Origin of the sequence: Thalassoglobus neptunius (genome assembly GCF_007859735.1) — a bacterium.
GTDB classification, from domain to species: domain Bacteria; phylum Planctomycetota; class Planctomycetia; order Planctomycetales; family Planctomycetaceae; genus Thalassoglobus; species Thalassoglobus neptunius.
Window position 1 is genome coordinate 2,309,249 of sequence record NZ_SIHI01000001.1, and the last position, 14,735, is coordinate 2,323,983.

The following is a 14,735-nucleotide window of genomic DNA, read 5'->3' on the forward strand; positions in this document are numbered from 1 at the left end:
TCTTCGCATGCGAATACGGCTCGACATACTTGCGTCCAATCCGAAGCGACAGCTTTGCCACTTCCAACAACACATTCGTTCGTGGGGAATCACTCATCACCAGATTTTAGCGCATTCTCATCTCAGATTCCAGAGATGTTTTCAACAATGCAATTGGTTTTCAACCTCAGATCTACGACTCGACAGCCAAGAGCTATTTAACCACAGATAACCAGTCTCCAGTGATGTTTGTTGTTTATCTCGATGCCGAGAATCGCGTACAGAACGTCACAGGACTTTACAAATGGATTTGGGGATTTCGCGGGGGCTTGGAGAAGACCCGCTATGACGATCGACGACTCGACCGGCTAAAGCGAATCGTTGATCAAATTGGCGAAGTCCGAACTTCGGAAAGCGCACTCCCGTTCGCATTCAATAGTCTGCTCGTAGGCCTCGAAGTGCCCGATGAAACCATGCTTGAGATTCTGAATATCATTCGCCCAGAGTGGGTTGTTGTTGGGAAGCTCGGTTTAGAGAGTGAGCTTGTCCTCACGCTCGAAGATTTGCGAAATCAAAGCGACAACCCGAAGATTCAAGAACGCATCGATGCCCTGATCACCGGAGGTGTGATCGAGTAGATCACGTGAATCCTTCTTGCGATCCTGTACATCCCGAGTGTTCATTCATCGCATCTCTTTTGCATTTGCTCTGTGAAGAAAATCGGGCACTTTAACTTCAGGTGTGTTCTCGATAAAACGCAATTTGAGTTCAGATTCCGAAGACGCAATTCGTCATGGACAGTTTGACTTGGAAATAATTCGAGAACCACCATGGATTCAGAAGTCGATACATACCTCTCAAACGCGACGAGTTGGAAGACAGAATTGACGGAACTGCGACGAATCGTTCTGAGTTGTAACTTGTCGGAAGAGTTCAAGTGGCGGATTCCCGTTTACTGTCACCAGAACGCGAATGTTGTGTCGATCTGTGCTTTGAAAGATTCCTGTGTGTTGAGTTTCTTCAAGGGCGCACTGTTAAAAGATGCTCAGAACATCCTCTCCAAACCTGGCGAAAACACACGATCCGCTCGGGTCATTCGCTTTTCGAATGTTGGAGAGATTATCGATATCGAGCCTGTCTTGATCGAGTACATCAAGGAAGCTGTGGCTGTTGAAGAGTCGGGCTTGAAGTTCGACTTCAAGAAAGAAGCAGAAGTCGATTTGCCTGCCGAAGTTCAAGCTGTCTTCGATGACAACTCGGAATTGAAGCAGGCATTCGACGGTCTGACACCCGGGAGGCAGCGCGCTTACGCCTTGTAATTCTCCTCAGCCAAACAAGCGAAGACCCGAGTCTCGCGAGTTGAGAAGTCCGCTGCGCGAATTCTCGAAGGGTAAGGACTGAACGACTGCACATGCGGTCTCTCTCAGAAAATGCCGTCGTGCGACGGTTCGCACAAATCGATCCGCTGAAAGAACTCTCCTCGGTCACAGCTCGTCGATCAGGGACCATTCGCCCTTGCTGAAAGAAATTCCGTTCTCGGCAGGATTCCATGAAGCTGGGAAATCTTTCTGGGTGGCGGAAGAATCCGAGATGGGCCACTACTATTGATCAATCGTCTTCTCGTTGCGAGAATTCTCGCCTGACTGGCCGAAATTCGCTATCGTAGGCGGCCGTACAGAACTCCTGGCTTCGCAAACATTACAGCAAACTGAAATCAATTATGGGACGAAGTTTCGAAAACCGGAAGCACTCGATCGCCAAGACCGCAGCGCAAAAATCGAAGTTGTACTCAAAGTACGGAAAACAACTGTACGTGTGTGCCAAAAACGGAGTGGCCGATCCGGAAGCAAACCCCTCGCTGAAGAACCTCATCGAAAAGGCCAAGAGAGAACAGGTCCCTGCTCACGTCATTGAAAAAGCGATTGAAAAAGCAAAAGGTGTCGGCGGCGAAGATTACACTCCCTCACGCTACGAAGGCTACGGGCCGGGTGGCTCTTCCATCATCGTCGACTGCTTGACAGACAATCCCAACCGGACAATCACCGACGTCCGCAACTGCTTCACGCGAGCAAACGCCAAACTCGGTGCTTCGGGTTCTGTCGTTTGCTTCTTCGACCATCTGGCCGTTCTTTCTTTTCCGGGAGAGAATGACGACGAAGTCCTGGAAGCGATGTTGGAAGCAGGCGTCGATGTTGAGGATGTCGAGTGCGAAAACGGTCGAGTCACGCTCTTCGCACCAGCTTCCGAGTTCAACAACCTCTCGCAGGCGTTTCAGAAATCGTTCCCGGAGATCGAACCAGAAGTCCTGGAAATTACCTTCGTTCCTCAATCCAACGTCACTCTCGAGGAAGAGGATATCCCAGGGTTTGAGAAACTGATGGAGCTGCTGGAAGACTGCGGAGATGTTCAAGACGTGTACCACAATGCGATCATTCCGGAGTAAAGACTGATTGAGAAGCAGAGAACGAACTGAACAAGAAGAGAACACGCGACGGCACAGTGACTGAACAACATTGCGGCATCTCAGCGACAGTGTTATTCTGTTCACTAAACGTTCAATATTGAAGGCCTCATCCGCCTCTTCTTTCTGACGTGACAGAAAACGAATCCGATCATGCTCGCGAAGTTGTTGACCTATTCGATTTTTGGAATCGATGCGCGAGCTGTCGAAGTTGAAGTTGATATCTCACCAGCTTCGCTCCCGAAAACAATTCTCGTCGGTCTGGCAGAAGCAGCTGTCAAGGAAAGCACTCATCGAATCGAGAGAGCCCTCGCCAATAGCGGGTACTCCCGACCGGTCGATCGAGTTATGATCAACTTGTCTCCTGCTGACTTCCCGAAGGAAGCGTCGTCGTTCGACTTGCCGATCGCGTTAGGAATGCTTGCTGCGAGTTCTCAACTTCAGTCAGAACAACTGGAGGATTACTGCGTTGTCGGCGAGTTGGCTCTCGACGGCTCCGTTCGCAAAATCCGTGGAACGCTTTCCATGGCTTTGCAAGCGAGAGAAAGTGGCAAGCGGGGATTGATCGTCCCGGTCGAAAACTCCAAAGAAGCGGCCGTCGTCGAAGGAGTCGAAATCATTCCGGTCAGTACCCTGACGGAAGCTGTCGGATTCCTGACAGGGCAGCTGCAGATCGACCCGATGCAGTTTTCATGGGAAAACGCCGTCGACAAATTCGGTCAATATCCAGTCGACTACTCCGATGTGAAAGGCCAGGAACTGGCGAAGCGTGCGGTCACGGTTGCCTGTGCAGGACGTCATCACTTGTTGATGATCGGATCCCCCGGAACCGGAAAGACACTGCTCGCCCGACGACTGGCAACGGTGATGCCATCGCTGTCTCCGGAAGAGAGTCTCGAGACAACGCGGATTTACAGCGCAGTCGGCCGGCTCGATGACGGGCAGGCATTGCTTCTCCAACGGCCATTTCGATCCCCGCATCATACCATCAGCCAGGCTGGTCTTGTCGGTGGAGGAAGCACTCCCACTCCGGGAGAAATCAGCCTTGCCCATCACGGGGTTCTCTTTCTCGATGAGCTTCCGGAATTCAATCGAAACACTCTTGAAGTGATGCGGCAACCGCTCGAAGAAAACCGTGTGACGATCTCACGTGCCATCGGAAGCATGACCTTCCCGGCGAACCTAATGCTCGTCGCAGCCATGAACCCCTGCCCCTGCGGCTACCGGGGCGATCCCAAACGTCAATGCAACTGCACCCCAATGCAGATTGAACGGTATCTGTCGCGGATCAGTGGCCCGCTGCTCGACCGGATTGATATTCACATCGAAGTTCCTCCTGTTCCGTTTCGTGAACTGTCGGACAGCCAGTCCGGAACCGACAGCAAGGAGATGAAAGACGCCGTCGAACACGCAAGAGAGATTCAAAGGCGTCGCTTTCAGGGTGGAGAAGCGATGCTGAATGGAACAATGTCGCCGCGTGAATTACGCAAACACTGCAAACTCGCACCCGCTGCTGAAGAACTCTTGAAAATGGCGATGGAAGAGATGGGACTGTCTGCCAGAGCGCATGACAAAATCCTACGCGTTGGACGGACAATCGCTGACCTCGATTCTTCCGGCCTCATTGATGCTCACCACTTGACGGAAGCCATTAACTACCGAACTCTTGACCGAAACTATTGGACGCAGTGACTGAAAAGAGATGAGGTCGATGCCATGATTTCCGCGAGCCAACTGTCCGCCAAGGTTCCGCCGGACCATCGTTTCGTCCTTCTCGGAGCCAGCAATCTGACACTTGGACTTCCGCTGCTCACGCGCTCACTGAGAGCAGCGCTTCCCGATCAACGAATCGAAATCCTCGCCGCCCATGGGCACGGTCGATCGTATTTGAACTGGAGCTACGTGATCATCCGGGGACTTCCCGGAATTCGATCGTGTGAGCTTTGGGACGATCTGAATCAACTTCCGCCAGCCAAACAGACTTACGCCCTCGTCACCGATCTGGGTTGCGATTTGATGTATGGAGCGACTCCGTCCTCGATCGTTGATTCCGTCGGTGAGTGTCTCCATCGATTACAGAATCACGGTGCCCGAACGGTTTTTCTTCGCCCGCCGCTGGAACGACTGAATCTCTTGAGTGAGTGGCAATACTTCGTAGCCAAGAACACTTTTTTCCCGGGGCCGACGCCTCCATGGTCAAAGATGCTTGCCGACATTACTCAGGTCGATGAACATGTTTTGACCGCTGCAAACCAAGTCAGTGCGTTGTCGATTTCGCCGCTTGTGGACTGGTATGGAGTGGACCCGATTCATATTTCTCGCGCGTCCCGAGTTGCTGCGTGGTCCGAAGTCCTTCAAGCTTGGGAGATCGGCGACGCAATCACAGCCCAGCCGGCATCAATCGGTGATTATCTGGGAGTCTGGACACAACGCCCCTCTGACCGAAGTCTGTTCTGGCTCCGGCAGATCCAACCTCAACCCGCATACGAATGGAACGACTCGACAAGCTTGTGGCTCTACTGATTTTCACATCGCCGCAGACAACTCGGCCATCTCTGTTGATCAAAGAACCTCGACTTCCGTTTCGAGCAAACAGTACAGACAATGGATCGCTACCAAAAACAGATTCTATTCCACGGAGTCGGAGAAGAAGGCCAGAAACGGCTTCTTGAAAGCCGCGTCGCTGTCATCGGTTGCGGGGCTCTTGGTTCCGTCATCGCTCAAACGCTGGCACGTGCCGGAGTGGGGCATCTCCGGATTGTCGACCGTGATTTCGTCGACCTGTCCAATCTTCAACGGCAGGTTCTCTACGACGAAAAGGATGTTCAGCAACGACTTCCCAAAGCCGTCGCTGCGCAGAGAAAATTGAGTGAGATCAACAGCGAGATCGAAATCGAAGCGATCGTCGCCGATGTTCACTGCGGAAACATTCTGGAACTGATCAAAGACGCGGACCTCATTCTCGACGGAACAGACAACTTCGAAATTCGATTCCTGATCAATGACGCGTCAGTTGAGTCGTCGATTCCCTGGGTTCACGCAGGGTGCGTCGGGAGCCATGGGCAAGTCATGACAATTCTGCCCGGTGAAACTCCCTGCCTCAGATGTTTAATGCCAGAGATTCCCGATCCGGGATCGGCCGAAACCTGCGACACCGCTGGAGTCCTTGCTTCGGCCATTCAAGTGGTTGCATCGCTTCAGGTTGTGGAAGCGATCAAGTATCTGACCGGACAGCCGGAACAGATTTCGCGGTCATTGACGATTGTCGATGTTTGGGACGGGTCTCTTCGAAAACTGGACACGAGCCAATTGAATCAGGCGAAAACTTGTCCCTGTTGTTCCGGCAAAGATCGCGTCTGGCTGCGAGGAGACCGCGGATCACACTCAACCGTATTGTGTGGACGAAATGCCGTGCAGTTCACTCCGTCGACCGAAATGCGGCTCGCGTTCTCTGAACTTGAGAAGAGGCTCGCAAGCCAGGGTTCGGTGCGAAACAATTCCTTTCTCTTAATTTTCAAGCCCAGCAGTTCGGATCATGAATTGACGATTTTCCAGAACGGACGAGCAATCATCAGCGGAACTGAAGATCTCGTCGAAGCCCGCGCAATTTACACGCGTTACATTGGTCAGTGATTACGGTGTCGATTCACAGCTTCGATCGCACGCATCCGCTGAGAGTGAAAAATGTCACACGGTGCCATCAATCCAACTATGAATTGCGTATGAACGGTGGCCCCCCGAGAAGATGGTCTGAGCACTTCGTCAACTTGTCAGCGAACATGATCACAATGTACGGATTTCTGGAAGCAGTCCATTCTTGTCGTTCGAATCGAGTCATTCGTGCGCGATCACTACAAGAAATTCCATGTTGGACGAGATTTGGCGGCCCGAATCGTTCGCTCAAGTGTTGAAAACAACTCTGCCGAGAAGCATTGTGAACCCATCGAGGAATGAAGTTATGAATCCGTATCAAAGAACACTTCTCGCAATCTTCTCGATCGGACTGGGATTTTCGATCTGTGCTGCGGTTGAGCAGAACGCTTCCTCGCAAACTGCCTCCAAAAAGGCGCTCGAATCACTGAACGAAATGATTGGAGAGTGGCGTGGGACGGGACAACTTCGACGCGGATCGAATTCTGGAGCGTGGCGACAATCGGGCCAGTTTGAGTGGGACTTCAGCAGCGAATCGCCGGCCATTCGATACATCGTCAACGACGGAAAGCTGACCACTTCCGCCTCGATCACATGGTCGCGCACCGAAAAGTTCTCGCTTCAACTGCTGCAACCGGATGGAACAAAGAGAACCTATCGCGGCGACTGGGACGAGGGAAAACTGGTGGTGATTTCCAAACCGGATGATGATGGAATTCGATATCGAATCACCCTGACTCCACTCAACGAAAAACGTCTACTTGTGCTCCATGAGAAAACGTCACCGAGCGGTTCAAGTTTTTTCCGGATCGCGGAAGTTGGCAACACACGGGCCGGAACACGTCTCGCCATCCCCGGAGGCGGCATGCGTGAGTGCGTGGTCACCGGCGGAACGGCACAGACTGCGGTAACACACAACGGAGAGACGTATTACGTCTGCTGTACCGGATGCAAACAAGCATTCGAAGACGACCCCGAAGGCATCATCGCCGACTTCAAATCCCGACTCAGTGAGCGTCTGAAAACTTCAGACTAAAGCAACTTGCTCTTTCCCGTGCGAGTGAGTGAAAATCCAATCCGAAAAAACTCTAGCTCGGGCTGCGAGATTCATCTTTCGCGGCTTGCGATCCCCAGCGATACGACTTTTCCTTGGCGTCCCAAAGCAGCTTCTTCTGATCTGTTTCGGCCGTGAAATTGAAGGTCTGCTTTTCTCCGGGCTGTAAAATCGTCACCGAGTTCACTTGATCGTGCATCTCAAGCAAGAGCTTGTTTTCAACCAGAAGATCATCACGTCCCATCAATGGCTTCAGTTCGAAATAGATCCACGTGTGACGCACATCGCTATCGATTCCGACGGATTGAAATGCGAGCTTCTTTCCTCCAGCAGTGACTTCGAACGTTTCACTCACGTACTCGAAGATTTTCTTTGACGCGGAGGGATCATCGATTCGAACAATTCGACCTGTCCGCTTCCGCAGGACTTTTTCGAGGTCAATGGAAGCCACACGTACCGAAACCTCGAAGCATGCGGACTCTTCGTTCCATTCCATTTCCGCATGGCTCGAATGGAAAGGATGCGCATCGGCTTGATTCCCCAGAACCAGCCAGCACGTCACAACGACTCCCAAGATCCAGAAGCGGTTCATCACTCGTCTTCCTTCTTGTCGTCGTCCTTCTTGTCCTCTTTCTCTTTTTCGGCGTCTTTTGCTTTCTGCATCGGATTCTTGCTCTTACTCTCTTTGAAGAGTTGGAATCGAGACTTTGTGATCCGTCGAGGCCAATAGTTGTTGTCTTTATCGGTGTCGGCAGTTTCCAAATGAGGATCAATTGTGATCGACTCAATTGTCTTGTCCGTAATGAACATCTTCGAGACGCGTTGATTGTTCCGCCTCCAGATTTCCGCCGGAATTCGCAACTCCTGAGACGACTCGTCCTCGAAATCGATCTTCAGAAGAATTGGCATCACAAGCCCTCCGAGGTTTTCGAAGTCGAACACATAAAAGTTCCGCCGCTCTTCAAGAAGTTCGCGTTCATCGTCGTCGAGTGATTTCAAGAATCGTTGATAGGCTTTGCGGTCCGCTTCGGTAATGTCCAACTCGTCGAAGTCGTTGTAAAAGTCTTTCAGAATCGGATATCGATCAGCCCGCTTGGGGAGATCTTTGTTTCGCTGGTCGGAAATGGATTCCGGTTTTTCGTCGCGTTCTTTTTTCTTCAGAGGCTTGGTGACTTCAGGATCGGGTGACTCGAGGGTGAAGAGGTGAACGTCGCTGATCGCGATGTCAGTATGGTCGGTTGTGTAAAACCATCCGCGCCAAAACCAGTCGAGATCCACTCCGGAAGCATCTTCCATTGTTCGAAAGAAATCAGAAGGCGTCGGCCGCTTGAACTTCCATCGTTGGGCGTATTCCTTGAATGCGAAGTCGAAAAGTTCGCGGCCCAAAATTGTTTCGCGAAGAATCGTGAGTGCTGTCGCTGGCTTGGCGTAGGCATTGTTTCCGAATTCAAGGATCGATTCCGAATTCGTCATGATCGGCACCTGATTGTGGCTTCGCATGTACGGCACAATCAACTCAGGCACCCCGCGACGCGACGGGTAATCGTCCTCCCATTCCTGTTCTGTAAGATACTGAAGGAAGGTATTGATGCCTTCGTCCATCCATGTCCATTGCCGCTCATCGCTGTTGACGATCATCGGGAAGTAATTGTGCCCGACTTCGTGAATGATGACCGAGATCAAGCCGTACTTCGTTCGCTCCGAATACGTTCCGTCTTCTTCAGGACGCGGCCCGTTGAAACAGATCATGGGATACTCCATCCCATAGACCGGACCGTTAACGGAAATCGCCACCGGGTACGGATAAGAAAAGGTGTACCGGGAGTAGACGTCGAGAGTATGAATGATCGACTGCGTGGAATATTTACTCCACAACGGTTCGGCTTCGTTGGGATAGTAAGACATCGCCATGACCGAATGCCCGTCCACGCTGTGGTGCATGGCATCCCAGATAAACTTCCGAGACGACGCGAAAGCAACATCACGCACGTTGTCAGCTTTAAAGATCCAGGTCTTCTGACCTTCGGGCTTGGACTTTTCGTTCTCCTTCGCTTCCTCCGGAGTGATGATGAAGACCGGGGACTTCGCCGTTTTGGCTTTCTCCAGACGTTCTCGCTGTTTCTCTGTAAGCACGTCCGCCGAGTTCTGAAGCACACCGGAGGCAGCGACGACGTGATCATCAGGAACTGTAATCCTGATCAGGAAGTCCCCGAGTTCGAGCGTGAATTCTCCGCGTCCCAGGAACTGCTTGTGCTGCCAGCCTGTGTAGTCCGTGTAAGCGACAAGTCGCGGATACCAGTGTGCGACTTCGTAGATGTTGTTTTGATCTTTCTCGAAGAACTCGTATCCGGTGCGACCTCCGATAAGATCGCTGTTGTTCATCTCGTAGTTCCAACGGACGGTGAACGTCACCGACTCTTTCGGCGCAAGTGGTTGAGGAAGGTCGATGCGCATCATGGTTTTCACGATCTGATGATCGAGATCCTGCCCTTGAGCGTCGACGAGATCAGTGATGGTCATGGTTCCATCAAATGTTTCCCTCGCGCGGATGCGTTGAAGAGCCCCCGTTGAGAGCCGATTCAGCGATGGAGCCGTCGCTGTGAGAGAGGCATCGGAATCGGGAGAGAAAATGTTCGCGTCGAGTTGCATCCACAAGTAAGACAGAGGGTGCGGCGAGTAGTTGTAGTACGTAACTTCTTCGGCACCGGTGATCGTCTTCTTCTCGTCATCCAACTGAACGTCGATGACGTAATTGGCTCGCTGTTGCCAGTACTGTGGCCCAGGAGCTCCTGATCCCAGGCGTGTCTCAGTCGGAGTCGGCAGAACTTCATCAAGTTGCCGAAACGAATCGACCTGGTTGTACTTCCGATTCGTGACTTGAGACTCACAGTTACTTGTCACCACAAAGAGGAGCAACGTCGTCAGCATGCAGGCACTAAATCGCATTATTGTCTCATCAACTCAAAGAATTCACAGGTGCTTACAATCAAAAGTCTGCCTGTGAATTATGGCGAGTCGAAAAGATGAGTGTCTACGCGATGCGCACGCAACTTTTAAGAAGTTTAAAAGAAGATGGGCTCGACGCTCGGTCCGTCGACTTCGACTCCGGGAGGACCATCGAAGTGTTCTTCGACGAATCGGTCCCATTCATCGCGTGTTTTCTTCGAGACAAGCTCCGACATTTTCGCGTTGCATTCATCGCAAAGCATCATCGGTGAGCCCCCCGCCAGCCCATCGTTGGAAAGATCAACGAGAAGATCATTGTCGATGAACAGCCCGACAATTTCGTACCGGTGGCAATCGCTTCGCAGTTTACTGCAGAATGTGCACTGCTCAATTCCGTCAAGGGGATTCGAGGATGGCTGACTTTCTGAGAGCGAGTCGTCTTCCACTGGCTGCTGAGGGACGTCCGTTTCTGAATTCTCGGCGCCTTCTCGGTTTAATCCCTGCTTCTCGAAGAAGTCTCGAAGATTCTGCGTCGTCTCTTCGGAATAGCGACTCCGCATCTGGAGTGCACAGTAAATGCAGATCGCCATTTCAAAGACTGTTTCTCCGCCCACAATGCTCTTCAGGACGGTGAACAGATCATGCGTGTCGCAGAATTCTTGCCCGCAGTCGATGCACTGAGTGAACGGTTTCTCGGTGAACTCTGAATAGAATTCTCGCGGAGTTTTCTTGCGGTCCATAATTCTTCGACCATCAACTCGATTCAATCGGCGTGAATGCGGGTGTCCCGGCGCCGGACCAGCGAAGTCCAGTCGAGATCGATATTCGATCCTTCGAAAGATCGAAAGATCGAAATCAAATCGACTGGAATTCTCTCCGCTTAAGATTTTTAGTGCGTTCCGCTTCCGGAAAAATCAGGCCGGATCGATCGTTTCGTCTCCCTCAGAATGCACATCGATAAATTGAACGGCGCGCTCCGAGTCTTTTTGCAAAACGAAAAGGCGAACGGCAGTGACTCCGGTGAAACCACCCTGATGCTCATTCTCGATCTCACACCGAATCCCTTCTCCCTCCAGAGCAGCGCGAATTACTTCCGCCTTTGCGAGATTGGTGGTTGTATAAATAGGGATGAGGGAATCTTCGGACATCGGTGTGTCTCTTTCTCTGTCGATTTCATTGCTGTCGAAGTGACTCCGCAGCTTCAGCTTCGGAAAGTTCCAGGAAGTTATCGCCATTTTGATCGAGTTCGTCAAACTTCTCTCGGCCTCCCAGGAACTCACGCCAGGAAATTTCTCCGTCAAGGTTATCATCCATTCGACGAAACCAGACCGGCCCCGACGAATCATTCACAATCCGACCTTGACGGGACTGTTCCATTTGATTGTTCGCGGGATTCCGTTCCAATATTTCCGGCTGACTGAACGTCACATCAAACTCTGTTCGAAACTCATCCTTGAGGAGTGCTCCGTCCTGATTCATGTCGAATGCCAGAAGGCGCTCCTCGCCTTCAACGAACTCTCGCGTATTCAAACGCCGGTCCGCGTTCACATCGAGTATATCAAATAAATTCTGTGTCGACTCGAAGAGTGTCAGAACGAGCCGCCCCTGCTCCGCTAGTCCATCCATCGAGAAGAAGAATTTGATCTCGTCACGCGTGACCTGTTCGTTTCCATCGAGATCGACTTCGTCAAATGGAACATTCGCTTGCAGCCCGAAATACTCTGCTTCAGACAGGTAGCCGTTCTTGTCATTGTCAGACATGATGAATCGCACAAGGTAAAGCCGCGTGGCGTCAAAGCGTTGATGAACATTGCTTCGAGCCTGCCATTTCACTTGAACTCCGCCAGCATCGATCACAGGACGTGTCGTTCCGTCCGATTCTCCTTTGACGACTTCAACCCGAGGAGGAGAAAGCGAGACCTTCATCACATAATCAGCCGGTGCGAATTCCAGAAACTTGCGAATCTCAACGGAATCCCAATTCCCGTCGCTGTTGAAGTCGAACCGTTCGAATTCGCGGTCTGACAGTGTGGGAAACATTGTTGCCGGGACGACATCACTGAGCCCATAGAACTCCGGTAGAGCGCGAACCGTCGCTTCGACTTCCGACTGGTCGCGAATGAAATGCAGTGCAATCGGGGAATTGTTTGTGGTCGATTCTTGTTGAGCCTGAATGACTGAGAGCGGAAACGGCTGCAATTCTGCGACGCTCAACGTTTCGTCGTCGTCGAAGTCCAGAGCTTTCAGGATCTCCAATCCCTGAGTGACCTCATCTCCGTCGATTCTCCCATCCGAGTTCAAATCGAGGTCATCATAGAGCCTCACGGATTGAGCAAGATTCGCTTTCCTTTCAATGGAGAGCGGCGGGCCCAGTGCTGTCTGAAGGAACGTGCTGAACTCTTCCTGGGAGATTTTTCCGTCTTCCGGGGCGATGTCGACCTGAGTCCATTTCTCTTCGAGTCGCAGTGCCCCTTTTCGCAGCCTCCCGGAGACAGGAATCTGCTGAGCTTCGGTATCGTTGAGAACCCCGTCTTCGTCGGTATCGAGTTGCCTGAAGACTTCGACCGCATACTGACGACGCATTTCGTCTATGCTGAATCGCCCGGTTTGGAATTCCGCTTCGATAATCACCGGTCGCGTCGGGCTGAGAAAAACAAGCCGGGCTGCTTCTTCCCGCTTCTGACCGATCGCGAGCGAAGCGAAGAAGAGAACAAACACCAATCCGCCACAGGGAACGGCGATTCGCCTCCTGATTGCAGACCAACTCGCCTTGAAAGCTCTGTCAATCATGGTCGAATTCTCCCGACAATCTGGGACGATGTTTCAATCGGTGGATTAAACATTGAAAGGGAAGTTCTCAGCACAACGTTTCCCGAATTTCAGGGAAGAACGTCGAAAAGGCTGAGATCAACACCCTGCGTGCTCACTCTGCGTGCTCACTTTGCATGCTCACTGAACTGGCTGCTCGCGAAGTCCGTCGCAGTTCTTGGAGATTCCGTCGCAAAGCTTCTTTTCTGATGCGACAACTCCCGTCTTGCAAAGAAACATTACGGATAGAACGTCACGACCTGTTGGCCGAGACTGCCTATTCGTTGGATGAATCTCGCAAAAACTCAATGATTCACGCAGCGGGACCGAATTTCTTCAGCTGACGCTTGCTGCAAAGTTGACTGATGTCATTGTCGCTCTCAGCATGCAATTCGTCGACCAAAAGGAGAAATTCACACCAATCTGAGGAACCAATTCCGGGACTGCGAGTACAAATTCCCTGCTCGTTGCAACGAGAAAGAGGACCGCAGCTTGACCGATTTTCCCAAACGTCTTTATACTAGCAGTTTGAGTCAATCGACTCTTTGATTTCACATGAATGCGATTCTGACAACGATAAATTCTTTCACGGAAGAATTTCTGACACGCCTGATCGACGGACCGTCATGAGCGAAGAAAAACAGACAACTGCCACAGTCACTTCCGAGAATCCTCCTCAAGATCCGGATTTCCATTTTCACCACGAAGCAGAGACGACTGAACTCGAAAAGTGGCTGAAGGCTGCCGGCAAGAAAATTGAGCCGTATTCCAATCAAATCCTGATTGGAGCCATCGCGCTCGCTGTTGTCGCTGCGATCGCCATTTACTGGGTTCGCTCGTCAGACGCGAGTCAGGGGGCTGCGTGGCAACAGTTCGTGAAAGCAACAACTCCTGCGGAATACGAGAAAGTTGCTTCGACATTCTCCAGTTCGCAGGTCGGCGCGTGGGCAATGCTCGAAAGCGGTCGCGGACATTTGCGAGAAGGTCTGAATACCGCTCTTACTAATCGCGAGAGCAGTGACAAAAGCCTCTCACAAGCCAAAGACGCATTTTCTCAAGTCCTTGATCATCCACACGCCACAGACGAAGCCAAAGCAGACGCCATTTACGGCCTCGCAACAGCCCTCGAAGTTCTCTCTGGGGATGACTTGAATCAGGCAATTGAACAGTATCAGCGGCTGATCGACACCTATCCCGGGTCGCAACACGTCGCATGGGCCACGCAACGCATTAAAGACCTCAAAAAGAGGTCCGCAGCGGAATTTTACGCCTGGTTCCGAAAGCAGAATCCTGAACCGGACGACCGTCGCCTCCCCAGCGATCTCACCAATCAAGGAACAATCCCGGGCGCGGAAGAGCTTGATTTGCTGATTCCTGACAGCGACGAGGTCGGAGAACCTGTTCAACCACTCGGAGTCGGTCCCGAGAACACCAACACCGTCCCTGAAGAAATGCCAGCCGAAGAAACTCCGGAAGACGACGCCAGCCCGGAAGCCCCAGAGTTCCCATCAGGCACTGATTCGTCAGGTACGGAGCCATCGGGCACCGAATCTTCGGAAACGGCTTCGCCAGCTCCGGAAGCAACAAGTCCTGAACCAGCCAGTGAGGACAGCTCCTCAGAATCGAACCCCGCCCCGGAAAGTTCACCTGAAGAGTCCGCTCCTGAGTCGGAAGAAGCTTCCTCAACACCTGAAGGCGAAGCTGACTCGACTTCGGAAGCCGCTCCATCATCGGATTCATCCAGCGACTCCGAAGAAACAGCCCCCGAATCCGAGTAATTCCGCGTGATCGTGTTTTAAAGTCGTTCTCGCGACGCTAACGATCTTTGAGACACAG

At 51.9% G+C, this 14,735-nt stretch carries 13 protein-coding genes; 8 read left to right on the forward strand and 5 right to left on the reverse strand.

The window, feature by feature from the left end:
* Positions 1 to 224 precede the first annotated feature (224 nt).
* From KOR42_RS09090 to KOR42_RS09125, 7 genes are all read left to right on the forward strand, one after another.
* The gene (locus tag KOR42_RS09090; RefSeq protein WP_146508995.1) at positions 225 to 617 is read left to right on the forward strand and encodes a hypothetical protein; all 393 of its coding nucleotides are present in this window, start codon (positions 225 to 227) and stop codon (positions 615 to 617) included.
* A gap of 192 nt (positions 618 to 809) precedes the next feature.
* The gene (locus KOR42_RS09095; protein WP_197440998.1) at positions 810 to 1,298 is read left to right on the forward strand and encodes a YdeI/OmpD-associated family protein; all 489 of its coding nucleotides are present in this window, start codon (positions 810 to 812) and stop codon (positions 1,296 to 1,298) included.
* Positions 1,299 to 1,699: 401 nt separating this feature from the next.
* Positions 1,700 to 2,422: a YebC/PmpR family DNA-binding transcriptional regulator gene (locus KOR42_RS09105; RefSeq protein WP_146508997.1), complete on the forward strand. Its 723-nt coding sequence runs from the start codon at positions 1,700 to 1,702 to the stop codon at positions 2,420 to 2,422.
* A 171-nt stretch (positions 2,423 to 2,593) separates the two neighbouring features.
* Positions 2,594 to 4,132: a YifB family Mg chelatase-like AAA ATPase gene (locus tag KOR42_RS09110; protein ID WP_146509000.1), complete on the forward strand. Its 1,539-nt coding sequence runs from the start codon at positions 2,594 to 2,596 to the stop codon at positions 4,130 to 4,132.
* Between the two features lie 24 nt (positions 4,133 to 4,156).
* Positions 4,157 to 4,963 (forward strand): hypothetical protein, encoded by an 807-nt coding sequence (locus KOR42_RS09115; RefSeq protein WP_146509001.1) that lies wholly within the window; start codon positions 4,157 to 4,159, stop codon positions 4,961 to 4,963.
* Positions 4,964 to 5,044: 81 nt separating this feature from the next.
* Positions 5,045 to 6,073, forward strand: a complete 1,029-nt coding sequence (locus KOR42_RS09120) for a ThiF family adenylyltransferase (protein ID WP_146509003.1) — start codon at positions 5,045 to 5,047, stop codon at positions 6,071 to 6,073.
* A 325-nt stretch (positions 6,074 to 6,398) separates the two neighbouring features.
* Positions 6,399 to 7,127 (forward strand): hypothetical protein, encoded by a 729-nt coding sequence (locus tag KOR42_RS09125; protein ID WP_197440999.1) that lies wholly within the window; start codon positions 6,399 to 6,401, stop codon positions 7,125 to 7,127.
* A 52-nt stretch (positions 7,128 to 7,179) separates the two neighbouring features.
* Here the strand turns inward: KOR42_RS09125 and KOR42_RS09130 are convergent, their stop codons facing one another.
* The 5 genes from KOR42_RS09130 to KOR42_RS09150 all read right to left on the reverse strand — a co-directional run bounded on the left by KOR42_RS09130 (position 7,180) and on the right by KOR42_RS09150 (position 12,881).
* Positions 7,180 to 7,737 (reverse strand): DUF6702 family protein, encoded by a 558-nt coding sequence (locus tag KOR42_RS09130; protein ID WP_146509007.1) that lies wholly within the window; start codon positions 7,735 to 7,737, stop codon positions 7,180 to 7,182.
* Positions 7,737 to 10,091 carry a M1 family metallopeptidase gene (locus tag KOR42_RS09135; RefSeq protein ID WP_197441000.1) on the reverse strand — a complete coding sequence of 785 codons (2,355 nt, stop codon included), beginning with the start codon at positions 10,089 to 10,091 and terminating at the stop codon, positions 7,737 to 7,739. Before KOR42_RS09135 ends, KOR42_RS09130 begins: the two co-directional genes overlap by 1 nt.
* Before the next feature lie 116 nt (positions 10,092 to 10,207).
* Complete coding sequence (locus tag KOR42_RS09140) at positions 10,208 to 10,831, reverse strand: hypothetical protein (RefSeq protein WP_146509009.1); 624 nt, start codon at positions 10,829 to 10,831, stop codon at positions 10,208 to 10,210.
* A 174-nt stretch (positions 10,832 to 11,005) separates the two neighbouring features.
* Positions 11,006 to 11,239 (reverse strand): putative signal transducing protein, encoded by a 234-nt coding sequence (locus KOR42_RS26520; RefSeq protein WP_197441001.1) that lies wholly within the window; start codon positions 11,237 to 11,239, stop codon positions 11,006 to 11,008.
* A 25-nt stretch (positions 11,240 to 11,264) separates the two neighbouring features.
* Positions 11,265 to 12,881: a CREC-EF hand family protein gene (locus tag KOR42_RS09150; protein WP_146509013.1), complete on the reverse strand. Its 1,617-nt coding sequence runs from the start codon at positions 12,879 to 12,881 to the stop codon at positions 11,265 to 11,267.
* A gap of 644 nt (positions 12,882 to 13,525) precedes the next feature.
* Here KOR42_RS09150 and KOR42_RS09155 point away from each other — a divergent pair.
* Complete coding sequence (locus tag KOR42_RS09155; protein ID WP_146509015.1) at positions 13,526 to 14,677, forward strand: tetratricopeptide repeat protein; 1,152 nt, start codon at positions 13,526 to 13,528, stop codon at positions 14,675 to 14,677.
* Positions 14,678 to 14,735 lie beyond the last annotated feature (58 nt).

Coding starts and splice junctions, on each gene's coding strand:
- KOR42_RS09090 (WP_146508995.1), top strand. CDS start 225: ATGTTTGTTGTTTATCTCGATGCCGAGAATCGCGTACAGAACGTCACA.
- KOR42_RS09095 (WP_197440998.1), top strand. CDS start 810: ATGGATTCAGAAGTCGATACATACCTCTCAAACGCGACGAGTTGGAAG.
- KOR42_RS09105 (WP_146508997.1), top strand. CDS start 1,700: ATGGGACGAAGTTTCGAAAACCGGAAGCACTCGATCGCCAAGACCGCA.
- KOR42_RS09110 (WP_146509000.1), top strand. CDS start 2,594: ATGCTCGCGAAGTTGTTGACCTATTCGATTTTTGGAATCGATGCGCGA.
- KOR42_RS09115 (WP_146509001.1), top strand. CDS start 4,157: ATGATTTCCGCGAGCCAACTGTCCGCCAAGGTTCCGCCGGACCATCGT.
- KOR42_RS09120 (WP_146509003.1), top strand. CDS start 5,045: ATGGATCGCTACCAAAAACAGATTCTATTCCACGGAGTCGGAGAAGAA.
- KOR42_RS09125 (WP_197440999.1), top strand. CDS start 6,399: ATGAATCCGTATCAAAGAACACTTCTCGCAATCTTCTCGATCGGACTG.
- KOR42_RS09130 (WP_146509007.1), bottom strand. CDS start 7,737: ATGAACCGCTTCTGGATCTTGGGAGTCGTTGTGACGTGCTGGCTGGTT.
- KOR42_RS09135 (WP_197441000.1), bottom strand. CDS start 10,091: ATGCGATTTAGTGCCTGCATGCTGACGACGTTGCTCCTCTTTGTGGTG.
- KOR42_RS09140 (WP_146509009.1), bottom strand. CDS start 10,831: ATGGACCGCAAGAAAACTCCGCGAGAATTCTATTCAGAGTTCACCGAG.
- KOR42_RS26520 (WP_197441001.1), bottom strand. CDS start 11,239: ATGTCCGAAGATTCCCTCATCCCTATTTATACAACCACCAATCTCGCA.
- KOR42_RS09150 (WP_146509013.1), bottom strand. CDS start 12,881: ATGATTGACAGAGCTTTCAAGGCGAGTTGGTCTGCAATCAGGAGGCGA.
- KOR42_RS09155 (WP_146509015.1), top strand. CDS start 13,526: ATGAGCGAAGAAAAACAGACAACTGCCACAGTCACTTCCGAGAATCCT.